General features: G+C 69.1%; 23 protein-coding genes. 6 read left to right on the top strand and 17 right to left on the bottom strand.

Annotation, left to right across the window (positions count from 1 at the left end):
• Positions 1 to 67 precede the first annotated feature (67 nt).
• From LDO27_RS20685 to LDO27_RS20675, 3 genes are all read right to left on the bottom strand, one after another.
• Positions 68 to 1,960 (bottom strand): dipeptide ABC transporter ATP-binding protein, encoded by a 1,893-nt coding sequence (locus tag LDO27_RS20685; RefSeq protein WP_224043749.1) that lies wholly within the window; start codon positions 1,958 to 1,960, stop codon positions 68 to 70.
• A gap of 60 nt (positions 1,961 to 2,020) precedes the next feature.
• Complete coding sequence (locus LDO27_RS20680; RefSeq protein WP_222204213.1) at positions 2,021 to 3,007, bottom strand: isoaspartyl peptidase/L-asparaginase family protein; 987 nt, start codon at positions 3,005 to 3,007, stop codon at positions 2,021 to 2,023.
• Between the two features lie 61 nt (positions 3,008 to 3,068).
• Positions 3,069 to 4,034 carry a MurR/RpiR family transcriptional regulator gene (locus LDO27_RS20675; RefSeq protein ID WP_222203416.1) on the bottom strand — a complete coding sequence of 322 codons (966 nt, stop codon included), beginning with the start codon at positions 4,032 to 4,034 and terminating at the stop codon, positions 3,069 to 3,071.
• A 261-nt stretch (positions 4,035 to 4,295) separates the two neighbouring features.
• Between LDO27_RS20675 and LDO27_RS20670 the strand changes: the two genes are divergently transcribed.
• Complete coding sequence (locus LDO27_RS20670; protein WP_222203417.1) at positions 4,296 to 6,230, top strand: ATP-binding cassette domain-containing protein; 1,935 nt, start codon at positions 4,296 to 4,298, stop codon at positions 6,228 to 6,230.
• Between the two features lie 41 nt (positions 6,231 to 6,271).
• Here the strand turns inward: LDO27_RS20670 and LDO27_RS20665 are convergent, their stop codons facing one another.
• The 3 genes from LDO27_RS20665 to LDO27_RS20655 all read right to left on the bottom strand — a co-directional run bounded on the left by LDO27_RS20665 (position 6,272) and on the right by LDO27_RS20655 (position 9,997).
• Positions 6,272 to 7,414, bottom strand: a complete 1,143-nt coding sequence (locus LDO27_RS20665; protein ID WP_222203419.1) for an HPP family protein — start codon at positions 7,412 to 7,414, stop codon at positions 6,272 to 6,274.
• A 102-nt stretch (positions 7,415 to 7,516) separates the two neighbouring features.
• Positions 7,517 to 9,364 carry an ABC transporter ATP-binding protein gene (locus LDO27_RS20660; protein WP_224043747.1) on the bottom strand — a complete coding sequence of 616 codons (1,848 nt, stop codon included), beginning with the start codon at positions 9,362 to 9,364 and terminating at the stop codon, positions 7,517 to 7,519.
• 147 nt (positions 9,365 to 9,511) lie between these two features.
• The gene (locus LDO27_RS20655; protein ID WP_222203424.1) at positions 9,512 to 9,997 is read right to left on the bottom strand and encodes a disulfide bond formation protein B; all 486 of its coding nucleotides are present in this window, start codon (positions 9,995 to 9,997) and stop codon (positions 9,512 to 9,514) included.
• A gap of 225 nt (positions 9,998 to 10,222) precedes the next feature.
• Here LDO27_RS20655 and LDO27_RS20650 point away from each other — a divergent pair, with 225 nt between their 5' ends.
• On the top strand, positions 10,223 to 10,636 hold the full coding sequence (locus LDO27_RS20650) for a hypothetical protein (RefSeq protein WP_224043746.1): 414 nt from the start codon (positions 10,223 to 10,225) through the stop codon (positions 10,634 to 10,636).
• A gap of 13 nt (positions 10,637 to 10,649) precedes the next feature.
• Here LDO27_RS20650 and radA read toward each other — a convergent pair whose 3' ends face one another.
• The gene (gene radA, locus LDO27_RS20645) at positions 10,650 to 12,011 is read right to left on the bottom strand and encodes a DNA repair protein RadA (RefSeq protein WP_222203427.1); all 1,362 of its coding nucleotides are present in this window, start codon (positions 12,009 to 12,011) and stop codon (positions 10,650 to 10,652) included.
• A gap of 49 nt (positions 12,012 to 12,060) precedes the next feature.
• On the bottom strand, positions 12,061 to 13,179 hold the full coding sequence (gene alr / locus LDO27_RS20640) for an alanine racemase (protein ID WP_224043744.1): 1,119 nt from the start codon (positions 13,177 to 13,179) through the stop codon (positions 12,061 to 12,063).
• A gap of 398 nt (positions 13,180 to 13,577) precedes the next feature.
• On the opposite strand from alr, the gene lplT reads away from it, so the two are divergent.
• The gene (gene lplT / locus LDO27_RS20635; RefSeq protein WP_222203432.1) at positions 13,578 to 14,897 is read left to right on the top strand and encodes a lysophospholipid transporter LplT; all 1,320 of its coding nucleotides are present in this window, start codon (positions 13,578 to 13,580) and stop codon (positions 14,895 to 14,897) included.
• Positions 14,898 to 14,925: 28 nt separating this feature from the next.
• Here lplT and LDO27_RS20630 read toward each other — a convergent pair whose 3' ends face one another.
• Genes LDO27_RS20630 through tsaB form a run of 4 tightly spaced genes read right to left on the bottom strand, consistent with a single transcriptional unit; the run spans position 14,926 to position 18,185 of the window.
• Positions 14,926 to 16,062: a DUF1853 family protein gene (locus LDO27_RS20630; protein ID WP_224043743.1), complete on the bottom strand. Its 1,137-nt coding sequence runs from the start codon at positions 16,060 to 16,062 to the stop codon at positions 14,926 to 14,928.
• Positions 16,043 to 16,846: a uracil-DNA glycosylase gene (locus tag LDO27_RS20625; protein WP_224043741.1), complete on the bottom strand. Its 804-nt coding sequence runs from the start codon at positions 16,844 to 16,846 to the stop codon at positions 16,043 to 16,045. Before LDO27_RS20625 ends, LDO27_RS20630 begins: the two co-directional genes overlap by 20 nt.
• Entirely contained in the window at positions 16,843 to 17,382 is a 540-nt protein-coding gene (rimI, locus tag LDO27_RS20620; RefSeq protein ID WP_224043842.1) for a ribosomal protein S18-alanine N-acetyltransferase, read from the bottom strand. The genes LDO27_RS20625 and rimI overlap by 4 nt, the downstream gene beginning before the upstream one ends.
• 23 nt (positions 17,383 to 17,405) lie before the next feature.
• Positions 17,406 to 18,185 carry a tRNA (adenosine(37)-N6)-threonylcarbamoyltransferase complex dimerization subunit type 1 TsaB gene (tsaB, locus tag LDO27_RS20615; protein ID WP_224043739.1) on the bottom strand — a complete coding sequence of 260 codons (780 nt, stop codon included), beginning with the start codon at positions 18,183 to 18,185 and terminating at the stop codon, positions 17,406 to 17,408.
• A gap of 142 nt (positions 18,186 to 18,327) precedes the next feature.
• Here tsaB and LDO27_RS20610 point away from each other — a divergent pair, with 142 nt between their 5' ends.
• Positions 18,328 to 18,597 carry an acyl-CoA-binding protein gene (locus LDO27_RS20610; protein WP_224043738.1) on the top strand — a complete coding sequence of 90 codons (270 nt, stop codon included), beginning with the start codon at positions 18,328 to 18,330 and terminating at the stop codon, positions 18,595 to 18,597.
• Between the two features lie 12 nt (positions 18,598 to 18,609).
• On the opposite strand, the gene LDO27_RS20605 is transcribed toward LDO27_RS20610, so the two are convergent.
• From LDO27_RS20605 to LDO27_RS20590, 4 genes are all read right to left on the bottom strand, one after another.
• Positions 18,610 to 20,097, bottom strand: coding sequence for a DHA2 family efflux MFS transporter permease subunit (locus LDO27_RS20605; RefSeq protein ID WP_224043737.1), 1,488 nt, complete (start codon positions 20,095 to 20,097; stop codon positions 18,610 to 18,612).
• Between the two features lie 11 nt (positions 20,098 to 20,108).
• Positions 20,109 to 20,579 (bottom strand): SRPBCC family protein, encoded by a 471-nt coding sequence (locus tag LDO27_RS20600; protein WP_224043840.1) that lies wholly within the window; start codon positions 20,577 to 20,579, stop codon positions 20,109 to 20,111.
• A 131-nt stretch (positions 20,580 to 20,710) separates the two neighbouring features.
• A complete protein-coding gene (gene aceB, locus LDO27_RS20595) occupies positions 20,711 to 22,294 on the bottom strand; it encodes a malate synthase A (RefSeq protein ID WP_222203443.1) in 1,584 nt (527 codons plus the stop codon).
• 46 nt (positions 22,295 to 22,340) lie between these two features.
• Positions 22,341 to 23,042, bottom strand: a complete 702-nt coding sequence (locus tag LDO27_RS20590; protein WP_222203444.1) for a haloacid dehalogenase type II — start codon at positions 23,040 to 23,042, stop codon at positions 22,341 to 22,343.
• A 202-nt stretch (positions 23,043 to 23,244) separates the two neighbouring features.
• Here LDO27_RS20590 and LDO27_RS20585 point away from each other — a divergent pair, with 202 nt between their 5' ends.
• Together LDO27_RS20585 and LDO27_RS20580 are read left to right on the top strand one after the other, a co-directional pair.
• Positions 23,245 to 24,210, top strand: a complete 966-nt coding sequence (locus LDO27_RS20585) for a LysR family transcriptional regulator (protein ID WP_222203447.1) — start codon at positions 23,245 to 23,247, stop codon at positions 24,208 to 24,210.
• Between the two features lie 88 nt (positions 24,211 to 24,298).
• Positions 24,299 to 24,733, top strand: coding sequence for a universal stress protein (locus tag LDO27_RS20580; RefSeq protein ID WP_222203448.1), 435 nt, complete (start codon positions 24,299 to 24,301; stop codon positions 24,731 to 24,733).
• Positions 24,734 to 24,825: 92 nt separating this feature from the next.
• Here the strand turns inward: LDO27_RS20580 and aceA are convergent, their stop codons facing one another.
• Positions 24,826 to 26,118, bottom strand: coding sequence for an isocitrate lyase (gene aceA / locus LDO27_RS20575; protein ID WP_222203449.1), 1,293 nt, complete (start codon positions 26,116 to 26,118; stop codon positions 24,826 to 24,828).
• Positions 26,119 to 26,180 lie beyond the last annotated feature (62 nt).

The following is a 26,180-nucleotide window of genomic DNA, read 5'->3' as shown; positions in this document are numbered from 1 at the left end:
AGGCTCTGACGGTACGCGCCACGCGCGGTCCGCCAACATCAACAAACTGCAATCCACACGGGCGACATCAATACGCGCCGCCCACGGCGTGCCGCGCGACGAAATGGTCCGGCGCCACGGCCACCAGCGGCTGCACCAGCGGTTCGTCGCCGACCGCGCGGATCGGGCTGGGAATCTCGTCCGACAGCGGTTCGCGCTTCAGGTGGCGGCGCGCCGGATCGGCGATCGGCACCGCCGACATCAGCTTCTTCGTGTACGGGTGCTGCGGGTTCTCGAAGATGGCGCGGCGCGGGCCGATCTCGACGATCTGGCCCAGGTACATCACGGCCACGCGGTGGCTCACGCGCTCGACCACCGCCATGTCGTGCGAGATGAAGAGGAAGGCGATGCCCATCTCGCGCTGCAGGTCCAGCATCAGGTTGACGATCTGCGCCTGGATGGACACGTCCAGCGCCGACACCGATTCGTCGGCCACCACCACCTTGGGATTGAGCGCGAGCGCCCGCGCAATGCAGATGCGCTGGCGCTGCCCGCCCGAGAACTCATGCGGGTAGCGCGCCGCGTGCGCGGCGGTCAGCCCCACCTTTTCCAGCAGCCATGCCACGCGCTGCTCGGCTTCCTTGCCGCTGGCCACCTTGTGCACCAGCAGCGGCTCCATGATCGAGTAGCCGACCGGCACGCGCGGATCGAGCGAGGCGAACGGGTCCTGGAAGATGAACTGGATATTGCGGCGCAGGCTCTGCAGCGCGCCACCGGCCAGCTGGCTGATGTTCTGGCCCGCGAACTCGATGGTGCCGCTCTGGCTTTCCACCAGCCGCAGCAGCGAGCGCCCCGTGGTGGACTTGCCGCAGCCGGATTCGCCCACCAGCGCAAGCGTCTCGCCGGGATAGAGATCGAAGCTGACCTTCTCCACCGCATGCACGCGGCGGGTGATGCGCCCGAACATGCCGCCGGGCACGTCGAAGCGCGTCACCAGGTCGCGCACGCGCAGGATCGGTGCCGCGCCCGCGGGAATGGTGTCCTGCGGCGCGGCATCCACCGGCGCCGCGCCGTCGGTCTGCACCAGCGGAAACTTGGCGGGCCAGTCGGTGCCGGTCATCGCGCCCAGCTTGGGCACCGCGGACAGCAGCGCGCGCGTGTACGGGTGCGCCGGGCGGGCGAACACGGTCTCGGAGTCGCCCTCCTCGACCTTCTCGCCGCGGTACATCACCAGCACGCGATCGGCCACCTCGGCCACCACGCCCATGTCGTGGGTGATGAAGATCACCCCCATGTTCATCTCGGCCTGCAGATTGCGGATCAGCTGCAGGATCTCGGCCTGGATGGTCACGTCCAGCGCAGTGGTGGGTTCGTCCGCCACCAGCAGCGCGGGCTTGCACGACAGCGCCATCGCGATCATCACGCGCTGGCGCATGCCGCCGGACAACTGGTGCGGATAGCGGTCCAGCACGCGGCGCGCCTCGGGAATGCGCACCAGCTCCAGCATGCGCAGCGCCTCGGCGCGCGCGGCGGCGTGGCTCTTGTTCTGGTGCAGGCGGATGGATTCGGCGATCTGCTCGCCGACCGGAAACACCGGGTTCAGCGAGGTCATCGGCTCCTGGAAGATCATCGCCACGTCGGCGCCGCGCACATGGCGCATGGTGGCCGCGTCTGCGCGCGCCAGGTCCAGCACCTGCCCGCCGCGCCGGCGCAGCGCCATGGTGCCGCTGGCGATGCGCCCGCCCCCATGCTCGACCAGGCGCATCAGCGCCAGCGAGGTCACCGATTTGCCCGAGCCCGACTCGCCCACCACCGCCAGCGTTTCGCCGCGGTCGACGTGGAAGGACAGATTGCGCACGGCCTCGACGGTGCGCTCCGAGGTGGAGAAGCGCACGGTCAGGTCATTGACCGCCACCACGCGCTGCTCGGGCAGCGCGAGGATCGATGGCGATGGGGTCGGATTTGCAGCGGTTGCAACCACGGATGCTCCTGGAATACCTGAATGACGTTGCGTTGGGCGGGACGGCCGCATGGGCCGGCGTCAGCCGTAGATCGAAACGCTGACCGGCCCGCCCACGCGGGCGAAGCCCCGATACATGCCTTCGGTGTTGAACGGCAGCGTGACGTTGCCCTGCCGGTCCACCGCGATCAGCCCGCCGCGGCCACCGATGGCGGGCAGCTTCTCCATCACCACGCGGCGCGCGGCCTCGTCCAGCGCCACGCCCGCGTAGCGCATCTGCGCGGCCACGTCGTATGCCGCCACGGTGCGGATGAACATCTCGCCGGTGCCGGTGGTGGATACCGCCGCCACATCGTCGGCATAGCAGCCCGCACCGACGATGGGCGTATCGCCCACCCGGCCGACCTGCTTGTTGGTGACGCCGCCGGTGGAGGTGGCCGCGGCCAGGCGGCCCTGCGCGTCGAGCGCCACGGCGCCGACGGTGCCGAACTTGGTATCGGGGTCGATGGGCTCGGCCAGCGCGCCGGGGGCGGCATTGCCCGCGCGCGCGGCCAGCGCCGCCGCATCGTGGTCCAGCAGCGCCATGCCGGCGGTGGCCCGCGCGCGCTGCCATTGTTCGTGGCGCGCCTGCGTGAAGTAGTAGCCGGGCTCGACCAGTTCGAGCCCCTGCGCCGCGGCGAACGCTTCCGCGCCCTCGGCGGCGAACAGCACGTGCTCGCTCTTCTCCATCACCGCGCGCGCTGCCAGCACCGGATTGCGCACGCGCTTGACGCAGGCCACCGCGCCGGCCGCGAGCGTGGCGCCGTCCATGATGGCCGCATCGAGTTCGTACGTGCCGGCATGGGTCAGCACGGCGCCCTTGCCGGCGTTGAACAGCGGGCATTCCTCGAGCAGCCGCACGGCCTCGGTCACGGCGTCCAGCGCGCTGCCGCCGTCGGCGAGCACGCGTTGGCCGGCCTGCAGCACGGCCTGCAGCGCGGCGGTGTATTCGCCTTCCTTGGCGGGGTCCATGGCGGCGCGGGTGATGGTGCCGGCGCCGCCGTGGATGGCAATGACTGGGGTGTTCAGAGAATTCACGATGCTGTCGGTAATGCGTATGGAATGGTGAGCCGATGCGGGAGCCGCGCCCCTACTTCGGCGACTTCGGCGTGCGCTTGCGCGGCGCCACCGGGGTCCGCCTGTCGTCGCCCACGGGGCCGCCGGGCCGGGCCTCGCGCGCCTGGTTCGCCGGCGCGCCGTGCAGCCACGGCAGCACGAACTCGGTCATCTCGGCGGCGTTCTTCAGCGAATGGCTGGAGCGGTGCGCGACCGCGCCGCACAGCGCCTCGATGATCGCCAGCACCGCCGCGTCCGAATTGGCCGAGAGCTGGCGGCCGGTCTGCGCGTACAGCGCGATATCGGCCAGCGGGGCCAGCGGCGAGGTGGGTCCGTCGGTCAGCGCGAGGATGCGCGCGCCGTGGTCGCGGGCCCGCCGCGTCAGCGTGACGGTGTCGAACACGTAGCGCGGAAAGCCGATCGAGATGATCAGGTCGGTCGGTTGCAGCTTGAACAGTTGCCGCGCCGCATGCGAGGCGCCGCCGGCGGCGGACACCGACATCACGGTGCGGCAGTACATGTCCAGGCCGTGCTGCAACAGCCCCGCCAGATAGCCGCTCGCGCCGAAGCCCATCACGAAGATGCGTTCGGCCTCGATGATCGCGGTGACGGCCCGCTCGCACACGTCCGGCACCAGCGCGCGGCGCGTCGCCTCGAGATTGCGGATGTCCTCGTCCAGCGAGGCCGCGAAGATCTCGGCGACCGTGGCCGGACGCTCCAAACCGGTGCGCAGTTTCTCGACTGGTGCAAGGGTCGCCTCGAATCCGCGCACCAGTTCGGCGCGAAAAGCCGGATAGCCGTCGAAGCCGAGCGCGTGCGAGAACCGGTTTGCAGTCGCCACCGATACCTCCACTGCCGAAGCGAACTCGTCGATGCGCATGGTCGCGGCGCGGAACGGGTTGGCCAGCACGTAGTCCGCCATCCGTTGGTGCGCGGGCGTCAGCGCCGGATAGACGCGGGCGATGCGTTCGGTGATGGACTGGCCCTGCTGCGAAGTCATGAAGGTCGGTGGCGGTTGCGCTTGCGAGTGAAGAGCGGCTGCCCCGCTTCGGGGCGCCGGCCTATGTAAATGAATTTACACGCAAATGCTGTGCCACGAAAATAGAGTTTTACGAGTTCAGGGTAATCCCTAGGTTCGGCGTGGGTTGCCGCGGGGGGCGGCAGGGCGTCGCGCGCGGGTGCTTCGGCGGGGCCCGCCCGGCGTCAGGCGCTACAATGCCGCCTGCCCGATCGTCCCTCCTTCTTTCTCGCCTCCCCTTCTGTGATCCGAATCGACCAGCTAGTCCTCCAGCGCGGCACCAAGGTGCTGTTCGACCACACCAGCGTCACGCTGAACCCGGGCGAACGCGCCGGTCTCGTCGGCGCCAATGGCAGCGGCAAATCGACGCTGTTCGCCATCCTGCGCGGCGAGCTGCATCCGGACGGCGGCGATGTCGCGATCCCGCCGCAGTGGCGCGTCGCCCATGTCGCCCAGGAAACGCCGGCCGTGCAGCGCAGCGCGCTGGACTACGTGATCGACGGCGACGTGCTGCTGCGCGAGATCGAGGCGCGCATCGCCGCGGCGCAGGCGAGCGGCGACGGCACCGCCGAGGGCAACGCGCATGCCGCCTTCGCGGATGCCGACGGCTATACCGCCCCGGCCCGCGCCGAGGCGCTGCTGCTGGGACTGGGCTTCACGCTGGCGCAGGTATCGCAGCCGGTCGCCTCGTTCTCCGGCGGCTGGCGCATGCGGCTGAATCTCGCGCAGGCGCTGATGTGCCCCTCCGACCTGCTGCTGCTCGACGAACCGACCAACCACCTGGACCTGGACGCCATCGTCTGGCTGGAGGACTGGCTGGCGCGCTACGCCGGCACGCTGGTGATGATTTCGCACGACCGCGAATTCCTCGACGCCATCTGCAACGTCACGGTGCATATCGAGAACCAGCAGCTCAAGCGCTACGGCGGCAACTACACGCAGTTCGAGACGCTGCGCCTGCAGCAGATGGCGCTGCAGCAGTCGGCCTATGCGCGGCAGCAAAAGGAAATCGCGCATCTCGAATCGTTCATCACGCGCTTCAAGGCCAAGGCCTCGAAGGCCCGGCAGGCACAGAGCCGCGTCAAGGCGCTGGAAAAGATGGAGCGGCTCGCGCCGGTGCATGCCGCCGCGGGCTTCTCGTTCGAGTTCCGCGAGCCGGACTCCGCGCCCAATCCGATGATGGTGCTGGAGGCGCTGGACTGCGGTTACGAAGCAGAGCCGCCCATCACCATCCTGCGCAACCTGACGCTGTCGATCCAGAACGGTCAGCGCATCGGCCTGCTCGGCGCCAACGGACAGGGCAAATCCACCCTGGTCAAGACCCTGGCCGGTACGCAGCCGCCGCTGGCCGGTACGCTGCGCCAGGGCAAGGGCCTGCAGATCGGCTATTTCGCCCAGCACCAGCTGGAGACGCTGCGCGACCACGACTCGCCGCTGCAGCACCTGGCGCGGCTCGCGCCCGACACGCGCGAACAGGAGCTGCGCGACTTCCTGGGCAGCTTCAATTTCCGCGGCGATATGGCGACCGCGCCCATCGAGCCCTTTTCGGGCGGCGAGAAGGCGCGCCTGGCGCTGTCGCTGATCGTCTGGCAGAAGCCCAACCTGCTGCTGCTCGACGAACCGACCAATCACCTGGACCTGGACACGCGCGAGGCGCTGACCATGGCGCTGGCGCAGTTCGACGGCACGCTGATCGTGGTCTCGCACGACCGCCACCTGCTGCGCGCCACCACCGACCAGTTCCTGCTGGTGGCGGACGGCACGCTCAAGCCCTTCGACGGCGACCTGGACGACTACCGCGACTGGCTGCTGCAGCAGGCCGCGGCCAAGCGCAACGCCGCGGCGACGGCGCACCAGCAGGACGGCGACGGCAGCGGCGCGCAGCCGGCCACCAACCGCCGCGACCAGCGCCGCGCCGAAGCCGACGAGCGCCAGCGGCTAAACCAGTTGCGCAAGCCGCTGGCCAAGGAGCTGGAAAAGGTGGAAAAGCGCATGGCGGTGCTGCAACAGGCCAAGGCGGAGATCGACGCGTTCATGGCCGACGAGACGAGCTATGCGGAAGCCAACAAGGCGAAGCTGATGGAGATGCTCAAGCGCCAGGGGGAAGTGGGCGGGGAGCTGGAGACGCTGGAGGAACGCTGGCTCGAATTGCAGGAGCAGATCGAGCAGATTGCTTGAGGTGATTTCGGCGGTGGTGGCTTCGGCAAACCAAGAAAAACCTATCCCTCCACCCGCGCCCTGATCAACGCCCCGATCAGGTCCGACTGCGTCACCATCCCGATCAGGCTGTGCCGCTCGTCCACCACGGGCATATGGTGCAGCCCCTGTTCCAGCAGGCTGCGCGCCAGTTCCACCATCGGCTGGTCCGGCAGCGCCACCGGCACGCGGGTCATCATCACGTCGCGCACGATGCCGTCGCGCAGCAGGCCGGTGCCGCCGCGCTGCGTGGTCACCAGATCGGCCAGCGTCACGATGCCCACCAGGCGTCCATGCGCCCGCGATATCACGGGCAGCGATTGCAGCCGGTGCGTACTGAGCAGCTTCCACGCCTCGCCGATACGCCGGTCCGCGTCGATCGCCACCACGTCGCGCGACATGATGTCGGCCACGCGCACCTCGCCGAAACGCCGGCGATAGGCGCGCAGTTCGGCGGCCACGAGAATGTCCTCGAGGTCTTCCGGGTCGATGTCGAGAAATTCGCCGCGCGCCTCCAGCACGGCGTCGAGGTCGGCGCGGTTGAAGCCGATGCGGTCGGCCGGCATCGGATCGGCGGTGCGGTGGATATTGCCCTGCTCGTGCGGCCGGTGCGGGTAGCGCCGGCGCATCGCGTTATTGAAGATCAGCGCGACCACCAGCATCAGCATGGAGTTGACGGCCACCGGGAACACCGCGAAGGCGAAGCCCAGCTTGGTGACGGCGGCCCCGCCGAACACCGCGGTCACCGCCACCGCGCCGCCCGGCGGGTGGACGCAGCGCAGCGCGAACATCGCCGCGATGGCCAGAGACACGGCGCAGGCGGCCGCCAGCCCGGGATCGGGAATCCAGCGCGCGCAGGCCACGCCCACCACCGCCGATACCAGGTTGCCGCCGATGATGGACCACGGCTGCGCGAGCGGGCTGGACGGCACGGCGAACAGCAGCACCGCGGAGGCGCCCATCGGGGCGATGAACCACGGGTTGAAGGCACCCAGGGCCTGCCGGCACAGCCATTCGGTGAGAAACAGGCCGAGCAGCGCGCCGACGCAGCTCTTGATACGTTCGTGCCGGGCCGGGGCCACGGCCGCCGGCAGGAAGCCGGGCAGCAAGGCCGACACGACTCCCGACAACCGGCCGCCGGTGGCGGCGATAAGGGAAGACCACATCTGGGGCGAGCGAAAAAAGGAAGGCGCCAATGTATCACGGCGTGATGGAGCGTGCCGGCCCCGCCCCGCCGCCGGCCGGACCTTGCGCCGTGCGCAGCCGCCTCAGTCGGAGACGGCCGCTTCCTCTTCCTCGCCGAGGAAGCCGCCGCTCTGGTGCGCCCACAGCCGGCTGTACAGCCCGCTCCGGGCCAGCAGTTCCTGGTGGGAGCCTTCCTCGACGATGCGCCCCTGGTCCAGCACGATGAGCCGGTCCATCGCGGCGATGGTCGACAGCCGGTGCGCGATGGCCACCACGGTCTTGCCCTCCATCAGCCGGTACAGGCTGCGCTGGATGGCCGATTCCACCTCGCTGTCCAGCGCGCTGGTGGCCTCGTCCAGCAGCAGGATCGGCGCGTCCTTGAGCATCACGCGCGCGATGGCGATGCGCTGGCGCTGGCCGCCGGAGAGCTTGACGCCACGCTCGCCGACGTGGGCGTCATAGCCCCGCCGCCCCGCCGGATCGGACAGATCCTGCACGAACTCGTGCGCCTCGGCGCGCCGCGCGGCGGCGATCATCTCGGCGTCGCTCGCGTCGGGCCGGCCGTAGACGATGTTGTCGCGCACCGAGCGGTGCAGCAGCGAGGTGTCCTGGGTCACCATGCCGATCTGGCGCCGCAGGCTGTCCTGGGTGACATGGGCGATGTCCTGGCCATCGATCAGGATGCGCCCGCTTTCCACGTCGTAGAAGCGCAGCAGCAGATTGACGATGGTGGACTTGCCGGCCCCCGAGCGCCCCACCAGCCCGATCTTCTCGCCGGGGCGGATGGTCAGCGAGAAGCGATCCAGCACGCGCCTGTCGCCGCCATAGCTGAAGCTGACATCGTCGAAGCGGATCTCGCCGCGCGGAACGTCGAGCGTGCGCGCGTCGGCGCTGTCCACGACCAGCCGCGGGCGCGTCAGCGTGGTGATGCCGTCCTGCACCGTGCCGATATGCTCGAACAGGTCCGCCAGTTCCCACATGGCCCACTGCGAGATGCCGTTGAAGCGCATGGTCATGGCGGTCGCGGCCGCCACGGCGCCGATGCCGATCATGCCCTCGGACCAGAACCACACCGACATGCCGGCCGTGCCGACGATCAGCAGCATGTTCAGCGTGTGGTTGACGATCTCGAAGCCGCTGACCAGCCGCTGCTGGGCGTACACCGGCCGCATGAACTCCTGCATCGCGCTGCGCGCATAGGTCGCCTCGCGCCGCGAGTGCGAGAACAGCTTGACCGTGGCGATATTGGTATAGGCGTCGGTGATGCGGCCCGTCATCACCGAGCGGGCATCCGCCTGCTGCGCGCCCACCTGCCCCAGCCGCGGCACGAAGTAGAACGCCGCGGTCAGATAGCAGACGAGCCACAGGCCGAAGGGGATGAGCAGCCAGCTATCGAAGGTGCTCAGCACCACCGCGGCGGAGACGAAATACACCGCGATATAGACCAGCACGTCGGTGACGATCATGACGGCTTCGCGCACGGCCAGCGCGGTCTGCGTGACCTTGGTGGTCACGCGGCCGGCGAACTCGTCCTGGAAGAAGCCCATGCTCTGGCCGAGCATCATGCGGTGGAAGTTCCAGCGCAACCGCATCGGGAAATTCCCCTGCAGCGTCTGGAATTTCAGCATGGTCCACAGCACGACAACAACGATGCTGAGCGCGACGATGCCGCCAAGCAGCAGCATCTTGTGACCCATCGTTTCCCAGACCTGGTCGGGGCGCGTGGCGCCGAGCCAGTCCACGAGCTGCCCGAGCAGGCTGAACAGCAACGCCTCGAACGCGGCGATGCCGGCCGCGCACAGCGTCATGGCGGCGATATAGCCGCGCACGCCCTTGGTACACGCGATCAGGAAGCGCAGCCAGTTCCTTGGCGGCGGCGGGGGGACAGCCTCGGGATAGCTGTCGATCAGTCGTTCGAACCATGCGAACACATCGGTCTCCGGCACGCATGCGCGCGCGGCGCCGGCTGCTGCCGGCGGGCGGCATGCTGCATGGGTGGTGAGCGGGACGGGAGCCGGCGCTTGCCGGCCGCGGCATGGCGGCGCCAGGCCGCGTCATGCCCGCATGCGGGATTCCCGTCAGCGGTAATTCTTCTCGCGGCGGATCAGGCCGACGACCAGCGTGCCGGTCAGCAGCACCAGCCAGATCAGCGACCACGCGGGAATGGACAGGCCCAGCACCGGCGGCAGCGGCGCCGTGCACAGGCCGTCCGAGCGAAACAGTTGCGGCAGCACGCGGGCGGTGGGCAGCGCATTGACCCAGTTCTCCAGCGGGTCGATGCCGCAGCTTGCCTTCGGGTTCAGCAGCAGGGACACGTGATAGCCCGCCACCGCGATGCCCGCCACGCCGCTGAGCATGCCCAGCCCTTGCCACAGGCTGCGCGTGTTCTGCGCGGCCGCCGCCAGCAGGCAGAAGAACCCGATCGCCACGAAGGCGAAGCGTTGCATCACGCAAAGCGGGCACGGCTCGTAGCCCTTGGCATGCTGCAGGTACAGGGCATAGCCCACGAGCCCGAACGACACCAGGGCGATCAACAGGAAAAAGGCACGGGAATTGGCTTGCATGGCTGGCGAGATGGGATCCGGTTCGTGGCCGGACACGCCGGGAAGGCGGTCCGACGCAGACGCGCATTATTACCGATTTTGGCGACCCGGCAGGCCACGGGGGCATTGCACGGCACGCACGGGCTTGCGGCCGATTGCCGCAAGCGCCGCGTGGGAGGTTGCCCTCGACGAGCCGGACGAGAACAATGGCCCGCCATATGTGCCACCCAGCCCTGGGAAACGCCAATGCGACCGCTGCCATCGACCCGAACCGCCAAGCCCGCCGCTCCCGCCGCCCCGCCCCGCTCGTCGCCGTTGCCGCCTGCGGCGCCGGAACCCCGGCCGCTGCCGGTCGGCTACCGCCAGGGCATCATCACCGCCATCTCGGTGCTGCTCGGCTTCTCGCTGGCGTTCTGGCGCTTCTGGGGCTTCGAGAGCCCCGGCGAATGGAACCTGGGCTCGCTGCTGGTGGCGGTCTCGCTGGTGGCCGCAGTCGTGCTGCAGATCGTCGCGCTGTTCCGCTCGCTGCGGGTCGAGGACGACGACGTGCACGAGTACCGCACGACGGTGCGCTGGCTGGTCGCCTCGACGGTAGCGATGCTGGCGTGCCTGTGCGGGGCCATTGCCGAGGATTTCATCAACGGCTCGGGCACCGGCTGAAGCCCCCGGCGGACTACTCCAGGTGCCGCACGCGGTCGATGGCCTGCTCGATCCGCTCCACCGCGATCACCTCGAGCCCGTCGATCTTCTGCTTGGGCGCGTTGGCCTTGGGAATCAGCGCCTGCGTGAAGCCCAGCTTGGCCGCCTCCTTGAGCCGGTCCTGCCCGCGCGGGCTGGGTCGGATTTCGCCGGCGAGCCCCACCTCCCCGAACACCACCAGGCCGCGCGGCAGCGGCTTGTTGCGCATCGAGGAATGGATGGACAGCAGCACCGCCAGGTCCGCCGCCGGTTCGGTGATCTTGACTCCGCCCACCGCGTTCAGGAACACGTCCTGGTCGAAGCAGGCGATGCCCGCGTGGCGGTGCAGCACCGCCAGCAGCAGCGCCAGCCGGTTCTGCTCCAGGCCCACCGCCAGCCGGCGTGGATTGGGCACGTGGGCCGTGTCGACCAGCGCCTGCACCTCCACCAGCAGCGGACGCGAGCCCTCCTGCGTCACCAGCACGCAGGAGCCCGCCACGGTCTGCTCGTGCTGCGACAGGAACAGCGCCGACGGATTGCTGATGCCGCGCAGGCCGCGCTCGGTCATCGCGAACACGCCCAGTTCGTTGACCGCGCCGAAGCGGTTCTTGAACGCGCGGATCAGCCGGTGCGAGGAGTGCGTGTCGCCCTCGAAGTACAGCACGGTATCGACGATATGCTCGAGCACGCGCGGACCGGCCAGGCTGCCCTCCTTGGTCACGTGGCCGACCAGGATGATGGTGGTGCCGCTGCTCTTGGCGATGCGCGTCAGTTGCGCCGCGCACTCGCGCACCTGCGCGACCGAGCCGGGCGCGGAGGTCAGCGCCTCCGAATACAGGGTCTGGATCGAGTCGATCACCGCCACCTCGGGCTTCTCGGCCTCCAGCGTGGCCTGGATCTTCTCCAGCTGGATCTCGGCCAGCAGTCCCAGGCTGGGGCTTTCGATGCCCAGCCGCTGCGCCCGCAGCGCGATCTGCGCGCCCGATTCCTCGCCGCTGACATAGAGCACGGGGCGCGACGCCGCCAGATTGGCCAGCGCCTGCAGCAGCAGGGTCGACTTGCCGATGCCGGGGTCGCCGCCGATCAGCACCACGCCGCCGGCGACCAGGCCGCCGCCCAGCACGCGGTCGAATTCGTCGATGCCGCTGGAAAAGCGCGGCACGTCGGCCGCGTCGATCTCGGACAGCTTGCGCACGGTGGCCGAGCTGGCCAGCGGCTGGAAGCGCTTGGCCGACGGCGCTTCCGCCACGGTTTCCACCAGGGTGTTCCATTGCTGGCAATGCGGGCACTGGCCCTGCCAGCGCGGCGAGGTGCCGCCGCATTCGGTGCAGGTATAGACGGTCTTGGACTTCGCCAACTGGAATCCTTGCTTGAAAAAGGGAACCGCCCGCGCGGGGCGGGCGGCGTCAGAGTGCTTCGGCCCGGGTCTCGGGTGCCGACATGGTCGCGACACTGACCGGCACGCGCGGCGCCAGCGCGCACATCAGCTCGTAGCCCACGGTGCCGCTGGCCAGCGCCACGTCGTCGATCGGCAGGCCCTGGCCCCACAGCGTGACGGGGCTGCCCACGCGGGCCTTGGGGCATGGCGTGAGATCCACGCACAGCATGTCCATCGACACGCGTCCCACCAGGTGGGTGCGCACGCCGTCGACCAGCACCGGCGCCGGCTGGTCGCCCCAGCCCGGCGCGTGGCGGGGGTAGCCGTCGGCATAGCCGCACGCGACCACACCGATGCGCATCGGGCGCTCCGCCCGGAACAGCGAGCCGTAGCCCACTGTGTCGCCCACCGCCAGTTCCTGCACGGCAATCAGTTCGCTGTGCAGCGACATCGCCGGCTGCAGGCCGAACTGCGCGACATCCGCCTCGACGCCGGTCGGCGAGCCGCCATACAGCACGATGCCGGGCCGCACCCAGGCGCGGTGCGCCTGCGGATGCCAGAGCGTGGCCGCGGAGTTGGACAGGGTCGCCTCCCCCGGCAGGTTGGCCGTGGCGGCCTCGAACACTTCCAGCTGGTGAGCAATGCCGCGCGCGCCGTCGGCATCCGAGAAGTGGGTCATGTGGACGATGCTGCCGACGCCCGGCAGCGTCCGGGCCCGCTCCCACGCGGCGCGGTACTGGCCGGCGGGGAAGCCGAGCCGGTTCATGCCGGTATTGAGCTTGAGCTGGATGGCGAGCGGCCCCTTGGGGCGCGCCGTCTCGATCATCCGCAGCTGTTCGTCGCAGTGCACCGCGGTCGTCAGCCGGTATTGCTCCAGCAGCGGCACGTCCTGCGGCTGGAAGAAGCCCTCCAGCAGCAGGATCGGACCCTGCCATCCCAGCTCGCGCAGCAGGATCGCCTCGTTCAGGTCCAGCAGCCCGAAGCCGTCGGCCCCCCGCAGCCCGGCGAAGGCGCGCCGGATGCCGTGGCCGTAGGCATTGGCCTTGACCACCGCCCATACGCGCGCGTCGGGTGCGCAACGGCGCACCACGTCGAGATTGTTGGCCAGGGCGGGCTGATGGATGACGGCGTGAATCGGTCTTGGCATGGCATCGAGAAGGGAAGGAACGCGGCGGGCCGGCATCGGCGGCGCACCGGGACGGCGCCGGGCGCCGCGCCGGGCAGCGACGACAGCCCGGCATCCGCTATTTGAACACATTCATTCGCCCGGGCCGGGAATCGAAAGGGGGTCCGCTTGTCAAAAACGCGGTCTGCCCATGTTCGGAAATGCCTGACTTTCGTGATATAAAGCCGGACGTTCCGGCCATGTTCTAAAAGTGATGCAATATGACAGCTCCGGTCCGGTACAACCAGAGACAGCCGCGCGCGCGAAGGGCCAATCACCTTGCGACGGCCGCACCAGCTTCCTTCCGGGCGATGCCAGCCGCACTCGACGGCCTCGGCGCGCCCGTTTCGCACGGTAATGATGGAGACAGAGTCGAAGGTATGAAGAAGGGTTTTTACACCATCATGGCCGCGCAGTTTTTCTCCTCGCTGGCCGACAACGCTCTGCTCATCGCCGCCATCGCCCTTCTTGCCGAATTGCATTCCCCGCAGTGGATGACCCCGCTGCTCAAGCTGTTCTTCGTCTTGTCCTATGTCGTGCTCGCCGCTTTCGTCGGCGCCTTCGCCGACTCCATGCCCAAGGGCAAGGTGATGTTCATCACCAATACGATCAAGATCGTCGGCTGTTCCATCATGATGTTCGGCCTGCATCCGCTGCTGGCCTACGGCATCGTCGGCTTCGGCGCGGCGGCGTATTCGCCGGCCAAGTACGGGATCCTGACCGAACTGCTGCCCGCCGAGAAGCTGGTCGCCGCCAATGGCTGGATCGAGGGGCTCACGGTGGGCTCCATCATCCTGGGCACGGTCGTGGGCGGCGCGCTGATCTCGGTGCACCTGTCCTCGATGATGCTGGCGCTGGACCTGCCCTTCATCGATACCGGCATCACGACGCCGGCCGAGGCCGCCATGGTCGTGATCATGCTGTTCTACGTGATCGCCGCCATCTTCAACCTGTTCATTCCCGATACCGGCGCGCGCTATCCGCAGCAGGAAAAGAACCCGATCAAGCTGATCGCCGAGTTCGCCGACTGCTTTACCGCGCTGTGGCGCGACAAGCTGGGCCAGATCTCGCTGGCCGTGACCACGCTGTTCTGGGGCGCGGGCGCCACGCTGCAGTTCATCGTCCTGAAGTGGGCGGAGAAGTCGCTGGGCCTGAACCTGTCGCAGGGCGCGCTGCTGCAGGCCGTGGTGGCGGTGGGCGTGGCGGCCGGGGCCATCATGGCGGCCATGCGCATTCCGCTGCGCAAGTCGCTGTCGGTGCTGCCGTTCGGCGTGGCCATGGGCGCCGTGGTGATGCTGATGGCCTTCTATACCAAGGACACCCTGCCCCACGTGACGCTGCAGTTCGCCGGCATCACGATGCAGCTGTATATGGCGATCGCCTATGTGTTCCTGATGATCGTGGGCGCGATGTCGGGCTACTTCGTGGTGCCGATGAACGCGCTGCTGCAGCACCGCGGCCATGTGCTGCTGTCGGCCGGCCACTCGATCGCCGTGCAGAACTTCAACGAGAACGTCTCGGTGCTGCTGATGCTGTGCCTGTACGCGCTGCTGATCAAGCTGAACGTGCCGATCGGCATCGTCATCGTCGCCTTCGGGCTGTTCGTCTGCGGCACCATGCTGCTGGTGATGCGCCAGCACCGCTACAACGTGCGCACCTTCAACTCGCTGGCCATGATCGGCGAGGACAAGCACCACTGATGCCCCCGTTTGCGGGCGCGCGCCGGCGCTAGCGCGGCGCCTCCTGGGCGACCCGCTGGCGGGCCCGCTCCCGCCAGCCCGGCGGCACCACGAAGCCGCGCGAACGTTCGCGCCACAGCCCCGGGCCGTCCGCCGCCGGCTCCAGTTCGCACAGCATCACCGGCGTCTCCCGGCGCCAGCCGCGCTCCTCGTGCGAGTCGGCGAAGCGCTCGGCCAGCGCGGCGCGCACGTCCTCGAAACTTTCGGTATCCGCTCCTGCCACCACGGCGGGCGACATCCAGCGCGAGCGCGGCAGCCGGTGCCAGCGCGTGCCGGGCGAGCCGCCGGACCGGCGCGCCACGCGCTCGGCCCACCCCTCCAGCGTCGACCACCAGCCCCGCAGATGATCGGGCGCCAGCCCGTGCGCCGCGGCCTCGGGCGGCTCGACGCCGTCCGGATAGAACAGCCAGCCCAGCAGATAGACCTCGCTGCGATCGACCGGCGCGCCCAGCACCGCCTGCGCTTCCGGCGTGTGCGACAGCGGCAGCTGCCGCCGCACGATGTGCTCCAGCTTGTCCGCCAGCCGGTCCACCAGGTTGGGCCCGACGAAATTGCGCAGCCAGGGCGCCCCGGTGGCGCCGTCCGGCCCGGGGCCTTCGGGCGGCACCAGCAGGTAGAACTTGGCCGCCATCTCCCAGTGCACGGTCTGCCCGCTGGCCAGATCGCGCCAGACGAAATCGAGCTCGCCCAGCGTCTGCACCCCGCGCGCGCCCGCGCGCCGCACCGGCAGGTTGAACGCCACCAGGCGCAGCCCGCTGACGCGCTCCAGCGCGAAATGCAGCAGCGATTCCGCATGCCGGCCGAGCCGGAGGCTGCGGCCGTTCGACGGTTCGCCGCCGGCGTAGGCCGCGGCCAGTTCCTCGATGGTGGGGGGAAGATCGCGCGGGTCGGCGGCGCGCAGCCACCGCTCCCATGCCGCAGCGGCCGCCACGGGCCAGCGCGCGAGCGCCGCGCCGTGGCTGTCGCCGGCCGCGCCGACGGCCAGGCTCAGGCTGCTCAGCAGGCCGGGCGACAGCGTGCACCACGCCAGGTCGCGCACGCGCTGCGACGGCGCGACGCGCCACAGCGGCGCCCCGGACACCGGGCCGCCGGTCAGCGCCGCGAACTCAGGCCTGGGCTCCCGCACGGTCGTAGACCTCCCGGGCCAGGCACAGGTCCTCCCACGCGCGCGCCTTGTCGGACAGGGTGCGCAGCAGGTAGGCCGGGTGATACGTCACCACCACCGGAATGCCCTCGTAGCGGTGGACGGTGCCGCGCAGCTTGCCGATCGGCGTGGTCGTGCGCAGCAACGACTGGGCGGCGAAGCGCCCGAGCACCACGATCACCTTCGGCCGGATCAGCGCGATCTGCCGGCGCAGGTAAGGCTCGCACTGCTCGACCTCGGCGGGCTCCGGATTGCGGTTGCCGGGCGGCCGGCACTTGAGCACGTTGGCAATGAAGACATTGCGCCCGCGCGCGAGCGACAGCGACGCCAGCATGTTGTCGAGCAGCTTGCCGGCCTGCCCCACGAAGGGTTCGCCGCGCAGGTCCTCGTTCTCGCCGGGCGCCTCGCCGATCAGCATCCACTCCGCCTGCGGGTCGCCGACGCCGAACACCGTCTGCGTGCGAGTCTCGCACAGCTGGCAGGCCATGCAGCCCGACACCGCCGTCTGCAGCGGCGCCCATTCCAGCGCGGCGATCTCGTCTTCGCGCGCGGTGCGCGACAGCGGCGTGGGCATGGACACCGCGGCCGCCATGTCGTGGGTGGCCGCTTCGGCGGCCGGGATCGCCTCGGCCGCCACGGCGGCATCGGCGGCCAGCGCGACGGCGGACGGCTCCGCGTGCGCGTCCGGCGCGTCGGGCGCGCCGCCGCGCGGCACCCATTCGACGCCGATGCCCAGCGCCTCCAGGAAACGGGCGCGGCGGCTCATGGCGCGCCCTCCCCGCCGGCCCAGCTGCGGCGCAGCACCAGCGCGTCCTCGCGCTGCTGCGCGCCCGCCGGGTAGTAGCCCTTGCGGCGGCCGATCTCGGCAAACCCGGCCTCTCGGTACAAGGCCAGCGCGGCGGTGTTGGACGGCCGCACTTCGAGCAGCATGGTGGGCAAGCGATGATCCTCCGACGTGGCCAGCGCCAGGGACAGCAGCAGGCGCCCATGGCCCTGGCGCTGCCGCCGCGGGTCGATGGTGATATTGAGCAGATGCATTTCGTCGACCACGGGCATCAGCACCGCGTAGCCGACCAGCGCGCCGGCCGGATCGCGCAGCGTCAGGCCGAGGTGGCCGGCCTTGACCGAGTTCTCGAAATTGGCGCGCGTCCACGGGAAGGGATAGGCCCGCGCCTCGATCTCGCTGACCGCCTCGACATCGAGCGCGCTCATCCGGCCCAGCCGCCAGCCCGCTGGCAATTCGGGCATGCGCGGCACGGCGGGCCATGCCGCGCCCGGCATCGCACCGGCGCCCGCGCGCATGCCGCTGTCCCCGGCCGCCGCGGTCACGGCCGCTCTCCGGCGCTGGCCAGCGTCGCGCGGCTCTCGGCCGCGGCCTGGCGCTCCGCGATGGTCTGCGCGACCTTGTCGCGCAGGTACAGCGGCATGGCGTCCGCCGCGTCGACCGTGTCGCCGCGCGCCAGCGCATCGAGCGCCAGCGAGACCACGGCGGCGGCGTGCGGCATCGCTTCGGGCACGGCATGCGCGGCCGCGCCCGCGGCGGCCAGGCGCTCGCCGAACACGGTGGCGGCATTGCCGGCCAGCCAGAACGGCGAGTCCGGCAGCACGACCCGGTCCGGGCCGCAGACCTGCATCGGCGTCAACGCCTGCCACGCGCGCGCCGCGGCGTCGTAGCGGAAGGCGCCGGCATAGGCCTCGTCCATGCGCGCATCGAGCGCGACCAGTACCGGCATGCCCGCGGGCAGCGCGGGATGGCGGGGCTCGCCCAGGCGCACGCGCTCGGCGCAGGCCATCAGCGAATTGACAGGAACCACGGGAAGATCGGCGCCGAAGGCCAGGCCCTGCGCCACGCCGCAGGCGGTACGCAGGCCGGTGAAGGAGCCGGGACCGGCGCCGAAAGCAATGGCCGCGCAATCCGCCAGAGCGATGCCGGCCTCGGCAAGCACCTCGCCCACGGCGGGCAGGATGCGGCTGGACGAGCGGGGACCGGTGTGTTCATGGCGCACGAGGCACGCGGGGCCGCCTTCGCCGGCATCGGGGCGACGGCGCCCGAGCGCGACGGAACACCACTCGGTGGAGGTTTCAACTGCGAGAATCCAGGACATGCCGCGATTGTAGCCGCAGCCTGGCGCCGCGCCGAGCGCCCGGCGCGGAGCGACCGAGGCCGCCCTCCATTTTTTACGGCGCCCGCGGACCCCGGGCGCGGCTATCATCGGCCGGTCCATCCACGTACCGAGGAGCACCACCATGAGCGATCTCGCCACCCGCTTCGAGCAGGCCCAGTCCGACGTCAAGCAGTTGGCCGAGCGGCCCAGCAACATGACCCTGTTGCGCCTGTACGCGCTGTACAAGCAAGGCAGCGAGGGCGACGCCCACGGCGACAAGCCCGGCATGACGGACTTCGTCGGCCGCTACAAGTTCGAAGCCTGGGAATCGCTCAAGGGCACGAGCAAGGACGAAGCGATGCAGAAGTACATCGAGCTGGTGCAGGAACTGCAAAGCGGCGCGGCGAGCTGAGCGCCGCGCCGCTCAGGCCGCCGGCGCCGCCGGCTTCGGCCGTATGCGCCAGGCGGCCAGGATGGCGGTGGCGATGACCACGCCCACCGCCAGGAAGGTTTCGTCGAAGGCGCGGATGCGGGCCGCGGACGCCGCGGCATCCACCGCCCCGCCGACAGCGCCGCCCACGTCCCCCAGCACCGCTCCGTGCGACTCCAGCCGCCACTGCAGGCCCACGCCGGCGAGCCCCACGCCGATGGCGCCGCCAAGCTGGCGCAGGAAGTTGATCACGCTGGAGCCCTGCGCGATCAGCGAGTAGTCCACGCCGCGCATCGCGCCGAGCGAGAGCGACGGCAGGATGCAACCCAGGCCGATACGGCCGATCACCGCCCACAGCAACAGCAGCAGGTAAGGCGTGGCCTGCGAGCCCGTGGCCATCAGCAGGAACGACAGCGCCAGCAGCGCCAGCCCGAACGAGACCTGGTAGTGCGGCGGCACGCGGTCGGTCATGCGCCCCGCCACCGCGATGGTCAGGCCCAGCACGATGCCGGCCGGCAGCAGCACCAGCCCCGCCCGCGAGGGCGTGTAGGCCAGCGCCATCTGCATGTAGACCGGCAGCAGATAGGTCGAGCCGAACAGCCCGGCGCCATAGATGAACGCCACCACCGCGCCCGCGGCGAACTGGCGATAGCTGTACAGCCGCATGTTCATCAGCGGGTCGGACGCGCGCAGCTGCCACAGCACGAAGCACAGCAGCAGCGCCACGCCCAGCGCGATCAGCAGCAGGCCGATGCCGATGTCGTTGCGCAGCTCCACCACGCCGTTGAGCAGCACCACGGTGGCCACGCCGGCGAGCATCAGGCCCTGCCAGTCCAGCGGCTTGCGCTCGCCCATCATCGACGAATCGATGGCCATGAAGCGGCGCGCCATCCAGATGCTGATGGCGGTGAGCGGAATCACCACGAAGAAGATCGAGCGCCAGCCGAAGGCCTCGACCAGAAAGCCGCCCAGGCTCGGCCCCAGCGCGGGCGCGAGCACCACGCCGAAGCCGAACAGGCTGATGGCCTTGCCCTGCTCGCGCTGCTCGAACACGCGCAGGATCAGGATATTGGGCAGCGGCTGCATGATGCCCGCGGCGATGCCCTCGGCCACGCGCATGGCGATCATGATGCCGTAGTTCGGCGCGAGCCCGCCGATCAGACCGCCCGTGCCGAGCAGCAACGAGGCGCCGAGGAAGGTGCGCCGCAGGCCGTAGCGGTTGAGCAGCCACGGCGTGAGCAGCATCGCCAGCGTCATCGCGATCATGAAGCTGGCGGCGACCCACTGCGCGCGCTCCTGCCCCAGCGCGAAATGCCGGCTCAGGTCGGGGATGGCGACGTTGACGATGGTGGACGAGACGATCGACGACATCGTCCCGAGCATCAGGGTGAGCAGAACCAGCCAGCGCGCCTTGTCGCCATAGCGCGCGCGCAGCGAGGCGCGGGTGGGCTGCCCCCGGCCGCCCTCCCCGTCTGGCGGCATCGCCCCCGCGCTCACCCGAGCCTTCCGCTGCTGGCGAGTTCGCGGATCTTGCGGACCGTATCGATATCGGCCTCGTGATAGGCCGACTTGACGATTTCGGAATAGCGGTCGTCCCCGGTTTCGTCGGTGGATGGCAGCGTGGTCTGGTAGGTGAAGCGCAGCAGCAACGCGCCGGGCCCCGGCGTCTCGATGCTCATGGTCAGCGTACCGCCGGCGTGCTGGTCGGTGGCGGCGGTCTCGTAGCGCACCTGACGGCGGGGCTCCAGGACCACGCGGTCGCACACCGAGGCGGCGCCGAAATGCAGCACCCGTTCGACCCAGTCCTCGCCCTGACCCACGATCTCGGCGCGGTCCAGCCCGAGCACGAACAGCTCCGGCGACTGGGTCCGCAGCACCAGGCCCTGCCAGAGCTGTTCGGCGGTCAGCGGCTCCAGGCCGGCATTGCCGGGGTCGTTTATCTCAACCAGGTGTTCGAAATACAACGTTCTCTCCATCCGAATCTGCTAGCCGCCATTATGAATCGCTTCGGGCGCCACCCAAAACAAAAAAACCCGCGCGCGCGAGGCGGCGGGTTTTTCGTGCTGCATGGCGGAAAGCCGGCAAGGGCCCCCGTTCAGATTTCCTCGTACAGCGGCAGCGTCAGGAACTCGGCGAATTGCTCCGAGGTGGACATCTGCTCGAAGATCACCGCGGCGCGGTCGTAGGCCTGGCTGCCGCCGACCGAAGCCTTGACCTTGGCCAGTTCCTCGGGAATCAGCGCGCGCACCAGCTCGGCGGTGACCTTGCGGCCGTCGTCGAGCACGCCCTTGGGCGAGCGGATCCACTGCCACACCTGCGAGCGGGAGATCTCCGCGGTGGCGGCGTCTTCCATCAGGTTGTGGATCGGCACGCAGCCGTTGCCGTCGAGCCACGCGCCCAGGTAGTGGATGCCGACATTGATGTTCATGCGCAGGCCGGCCTCGGTGATCGGCGTCTCCGGCTGGAAGTTCAGCAGGTCGGCGGCCGTTACGTTGACATCCGGACGCTGCTTCTCGAACTGGTTGGGCTTGTCGCCCAGCACGGTGACGAATTCCTTCATCGCCGGCTCGACCAGGCCCGGGTGCGCGACCCAGCCGCCGTCGTAGCCGTCCTCGGCATCGCGGCGCTTGTCGCTGATGATGCCCTGCATGGCCACCGCGTTCTTCTCCGGATCGTTCTTGATCGGGATCAGCGCGCTCATGCCGCCGATGGCGGGCGCGCCGCGCTTGTGGCAGGTCTTGAGCAGCAGCAGCGCATAGGCGCGCATGAACGGCGCCGTCATCGTGACCTTGGCGCGGTCGGCCAGGCAGAAGTCCTTGTCGGTCTTGAACTTCTTGATGCACGAGAAGATGTAGTCCCAGCGGCCGGCGTTCAGGCCCGCGCTGTGCTCGCGCAGCTCGTACAGGATCTCTTCCATCTCGAAGGCGGCGAGGATGGTCTCGATCAGCACGGTGGCCTTGATGGTGCCCTGCGGCAGGCCGATCTCGTTCTGCGCCATCACGAACACGTCGTTCCACAGGCGCGCTTCCAGATGGCTCTCCATCTTCGGCAGGTAGAAGTACGGGCCGGCGCCGCGCGCCAGCTGCTCCTTGGCGTTGTGGAACAGGAACAGCGCGAAGTCGAAGATGCCGCCCGAGACGCGCTGGCCGTCGATGGTGACGTGCTTCTCGTCCAGGTGCCAGCCGCGCGGGCGCACCTGCAGCGTGGCGATCTTGTCGTTGAGCTTGTACTGCTTGCCGTTGGCCTCGTGCGTCAGGGTGCGGCGGATGGCGGCCTTCAGGTTGACCTGGCCCTGGACCTGGTTGTGCCAGTTCGGGGAGTTCGAGTCCTCGAAGTCGGTCATGTAGCTGTCGGCGCCCGAATTGAAGGCGTTGATCACCATCTTGGCCTCGACCGGGCCGGTGATTTCCACGCGGCGGCAATGCAGCGCCGGCGGAATCGGCGCGACCTTCCAGTCGCCTTCGCGGATGCTCTTGGTCTCGGCCAGGAAATCGGGACGCTCGCCGGCGTCCAGGCGGCGCGCGCGCTCCACGCGGGCGGCCAGCAATTGCTGGCGGCGCGGTTCGAACGCGCGATGCAGCTTGTCCACCAGGGCCAGCGCTTCCGGCGTGAGGATGTCTTCGTAGGCCGGCAGGATATCGCCGGTAATCTTCATGCCCGCAGGCAGCGTGATGGCCATCAGTGTTCTCCTGTGTTCGATGGTTGGGATGTCGCGCCCGCTCTTGTCATACCGCCACGCCGCGCGAGCGGGCGAATGCGAGCAGGTCATTCATGTCGTGCCCGGTGCCGGCGGGCGACACGTCGAGCCGCTCCGCCGGATGGCCGGCACGGTTGATCCAGAACGTGGTGTAGCCGAACCACGTGGCGCCGCAGGCGTCCCAGCAGTTCGACGACACGAACAGCATCTCGGCGGCCGGCACGCCGAAGGCCGCGGGGCCCAGCGCATAGGCCTCCGGCGCCGTCTTGAAGCGCCGCACCGCGTCGACCGACAGCACATGGTCGAACAGGCCTTGCATGCCGGCGCTCTTGACCGAGATATCGAGCATCTCGGGATTGCCGTTGGACAGGATGCCGAGCGGCAGCCCCGCGCCGCGCAGCCGCTTGAGCGCCCCGAGGTTTTCCGGGAAGGCGGAAAGGCAGGCGTACTCCTTGAGCAGCTGCGTCTCGGCCGTCTCGCCCAGGTCCAGGCCCAGCCGCTGCGCGGCGTAGCGCAGCGCGTCCACCGTAATGGCCCAGAACGGCTTGTAGTAGGCACCGTCCCCGCCGGCCATCGTGCGCAGCCGGGTGTAGTCGATCTGGCGGTCGCGCCACAGCACCGCGAGCGCCTCGCCCTTGCCCGGAAACAGCTGCTCCGCGCGCGCCGTGACCGAATACACATCGAACAGCGTGCCATAGGCATCGAACACGACGGCACGGATGGGAGGCATGAGCGGATGGACTCAGTATTGACCGGAATGGAGGCATTGTAGGCAGCCGCTGCAGCGCGGCATAGCCGGCCCCGGTCACTTGATCTTTTACTTTTGCACCACTAATCTTGGCGGGCGATAGGCGCATCCGCACCCGAATTTCCTTCTTCGCCCGCTCGGCCGCTGCTTCCTGCGGCGGCTGCGGCGCAAACCCGCAAAGCCCGTGGATCACTTCAAACAACTGACGACATTCGTCTCGGTCGCATCGCGCGGCAGCCTGTCGGCCGCCGCGGCCGCCGAGGGCGTGGCGCCCGCCATCATCGGCCGGCGCATCGACGCGCTGGAGGAACGGCTGGGCGTGAAGCTGCTGGTGCGTACCACCCGCAAGATCACGCTGACGTTCGAAGGCTCGGCGTTCCTGGAAGACTGCCAGCGCATCCTCAACGACCTGCAGAACGCCGAGGCCAGCGTGTCGGCCGGCGGCGTCAAGGCCAGCGGCCATCTGCGCATCACCGCGCCGGCCGGCTTCGGCCGCAAGCATGTAGCGCCGCTGGTGCCGCTGTTCATCGAATCGCATCCCGACGTGACGCTGACGCTGGACTTGTCCGACCGCGTCGTCGACCTCGTCAACGAAGGCTTCGACTGCGCCGTCCGCCTCGGTGACCTGCCGGACTCCAGCCTCGTGTCGATCCGGCTCGCGGAGAACCGCCGCGTGGTCGTGGCCGCGCCGGACTATCTCGCCCGCCGTGGCACCCCGGCGACCCCCGAAGACCTCGCGCAGCACAACTGCCTGGCCTTCGGCGCCAGCGCCAACGTGCAGCGCGGCTGGGTGTTCCAGATCGACGGCCAGGCGGTATCGGTCAAGGTCGGGGGCACGATGGAGTGCACCGACGGCGCGGTGCTGCACGCGTGGTGCCTGCAGGGGCACGGGCTGGCGTGGCGTTCGTGGTGGGAGGTTGGCCACGAGATCGCGACCGGGCGCCTGGTCACGGTGCTGGACGAATTCCAGGCCCCGCCGATCGGCATCCATGCGGTCTTTCCGCAGCGCAAGCACCTGCCGCTGCGCGTGCGGCTCTTTATCGATCATCTAAAGAACACCTATGGCAACCCCGCGTACTGGCGCCGCGCCGAGCAGCGGACGCCCCGGCACGAGGCTCCGGGACAACCCCAAGCCCTCGGTTTGATATAGCGCAATGGATTACGCGCCACACTGACTACAATGGATACGTCACAGGCGCCGCACGGCCTGCCCGTCAATCAGCCACGAGGAGATCACCATGTTCAAGCACATCCTGCTCCCTACCGACGGATCCGAGCTGTCCAAGAAGGCCATCGACGGCGGCCTCGAACTGGCCAAGGCGATCGGCGCGCGCGTGACCGCCTATGTCTGCCTCGAGGAATATCCGTACACGCCCTTCAGCGAAATCGTGGTCGAAGCGCCGCAGGCATTCCGCGACCGCATCGAAAGCCAGGCGAAGCTGTACCTGAAGGAGATCCAGACCGCGGCCGCCGCGCTCGACGTGCCGTGCGATGCGGAAATGACCACCTTCGCCGTGCCCTATCTGGGCATCATCGACGCCGCCGAGCGCCATGGCTGCGACGTGATCTTCATGTCGTCGCACGGCCGCCGCGGGCTCTCCGGCCTGCTGCTCGGCAGCGAGACGCAGAAGGTCCTCACGCACACCGACATCCCGGTCATCGTCTACCGCTGACCCTGTTAGCAACGCCGCCCACCGAGAGACAACCGCGCCGTGTCCCGCAAGGGCACGGCGCGGTTGTCATTGGCGGGTCAGGCGCGTGCCGCTCAGGCGACCTTCTTGTCGAAGAACTGCTCGTCCTCGGTCGAACCCTTCAGCGCGGTCGTCGACGACTGGCCGCCCTCGATGGTCTGCGTCACGGCGTCGAAGTAGCCGGTGCCCACCTCGCGCTGATGCTTGACCGCGGTGAAGCCCTTCTCGGCAGCCTGGAATTCGGCCTCCTGCAGTTCGACGAAGGCGCTCATCTGGTTGCGGGCATAGCCGTGGGCCAGGTTGAACATCGAGTAGTTCAGCGAGTGGAAGCCGGCCAGCGTGATGAACTGGAACTTGTAGCCCATCGCGCCCAGTTCCTTCTGGAACTTGGCGATGGTGGCGTCGTCCAGGTTCTTCTTCCAGTTGAACGACGGCGAGCAGTTGTACGCCAGCATCTTGCCCGGGTACTTCGCGTGCACGGCCTCGGCGAACTTGCGGGCGAATTCCAGATCCGGCTTGCCGGTTTCGCACCACACCAGGTCGGCGACCTCGGCGTAGGCGATGGCGCGGGAGATCGCCTGCTCGATGCCGGGCTTGGTGCGGAAGAAGCCTTCCACCGTGCGCTCGCCGGTCAGGAACGGATGGTCGCGCTCGTCGATGTCCGAGGTCACCAGGTCGGCGGCCTCCGCATCGGTACGGGCGATCACCAGCGTCGGGGTGCCCATCACGTCGGCGGCCAGGCGCGCGGCGGTCAGCTTGGCGACGGCTTCGCGGGTCGGCACCAGCACCTTGCCGCCCATGTGGCCGCACTTCTTGACCGAGGCGAGCTGATCTTCGAAGTGCACGCCGGCGGCGCCCGCTTCGATCATCGCCTTCATCAGCTCAAAGGCGTTCAGCACGCCACCGAAGCCGGCCTCGGCATCGGCCACGATCGGGGCGAAGAAATCGATGTCGCCCTTGCCTTCGCTCCACTGGATCTGGTCGGCGCGCTGGAAGGTGTTGTTGATGCGCTTGACCACCTGCGGCACCGAGTTGGCCGGATACAGCGACTGGTCGGGATACATCTCGCCGGCCAGGTTGGCATCGCCGGCAACCTGCCAGCCCGACAGATAGATGGCCTTCAGGCCCGCCTTGACCTGCTGCATGGCCTGGTTGCCCGTGAGCGCGCCGAGCGTGTTGACGAAGGGCTCGGTGGTCAGCAGGTTCCACAGCTTTTCCGCGCCGCGGCGTGCCAGCGTGTGTTCGATCTGGACGGAGCCGCGCAGGCGCACGACGTCGTCGGCGGTGAAGTTGCGCTTGATGCCTTTCCAGCGCGGGTTGGTTTCCCAATCTTGATTGAGCTTCTGGGCTTCCTGTTGGCGGGACATGTCACTCTCCTGGTGTTGAGTTGGATCGGGCAAAGACAAAACTGGCGACGGACGGGGCGCTG

The organism is Cupriavidus respiraculi (assembly GCF_914271545.1).
GTDB classification, from domain to species: domain Bacteria; phylum Pseudomonadota; class Gammaproteobacteria; order Burkholderiales; family Burkholderiaceae; genus Cupriavidus; species Cupriavidus respiraculi.
This window is presented reverse-complemented; position numbering and strand designations above follow the sequence as displayed.

Coding starts and splice junctions, on each gene's coding strand:
- LDO27_RS20675 (WP_222203416.1), bottom strand. CDS start 4,034: ATGACTTCGCAGCAGGGCCAGTCCATCACCGAACGCATCGCCCGCGTC.
- LDO27_RS20665 (WP_222203419.1), bottom strand. CDS start 7,414: ATGTGGTCTTCCCTTATCGCCGCCACCGGCGGCCGGTTGTCGGGAGTC.
- LDO27_RS20655 (WP_222203424.1), bottom strand. CDS start 9,997: ATGCAAGCCAATTCCCGTGCCTTTTTCCTGTTGATCGCCCTGGTGTCG.
- LDO27_RS20650 (WP_224043746.1), top strand. CDS start 10,223: ATGCGACCGCTGCCATCGACCCGAACCGCCAAGCCCGCCGCTCCCGCC.
- alr (WP_224043744.1), bottom strand. CDS start 13,179: ATGCCAAGACCGATTCACGCCGTCATCCATCAGCCCGCCCTGGCCAAC.
- lplT (WP_222203432.1), top strand. CDS start 13,578: ATGAAGAAGGGTTTTTACACCATCATGGCCGCGCAGTTTTTCTCCTCG.
- LDO27_RS20625 (WP_224043741.1), bottom strand. CDS start 16,846: ATGAGCCGCCGCGCCCGTTTCCTGGAGGCGCTGGGCATCGGCGTCGAA.
- rimI (WP_224043842.1), bottom strand. CDS start 17,382: ATGCGCGCGGGCGCCGGTGCGATGCCGGGCGCGGCATGGCCCGCCGTG.
- tsaB (WP_224043739.1), bottom strand. CDS start 18,185: ATGTCCTGGATTCTCGCAGTTGAAACCTCCACCGAGTGGTGTTCCGTC.
- LDO27_RS20610 (WP_224043738.1), top strand. CDS start 18,328: ATGAGCGATCTCGCCACCCGCTTCGAGCAGGCCCAGTCCGACGTCAAG.
- LDO27_RS20605 (WP_224043737.1), bottom strand. CDS start 20,097: ATGCCGCCAGACGGGGAGGGCGGCCGGGGGCAGCCCACCCGCGCCTCG.
- aceB (WP_222203443.1), bottom strand. CDS start 22,294: ATGGCCATCACGCTGCCTGCGGGCATGAAGATTACCGGCGATATCCTG.
- LDO27_RS20590 (WP_222203444.1), bottom strand. CDS start 23,042: ATGCCTCCCATCCGTGCCGTCGTGTTCGATGCCTATGGCACGCTGTTC.
- LDO27_RS20580 (WP_222203448.1), top strand. CDS start 24,299: ATGTTCAAGCACATCCTGCTCCCTACCGACGGATCCGAGCTGTCCAAG.
- aceA (WP_222203449.1), bottom strand. CDS start 26,118: ATGTCCCGCCAACAGGAAGCCCAGAAGCTCAATCAAGATTGGGAAACC.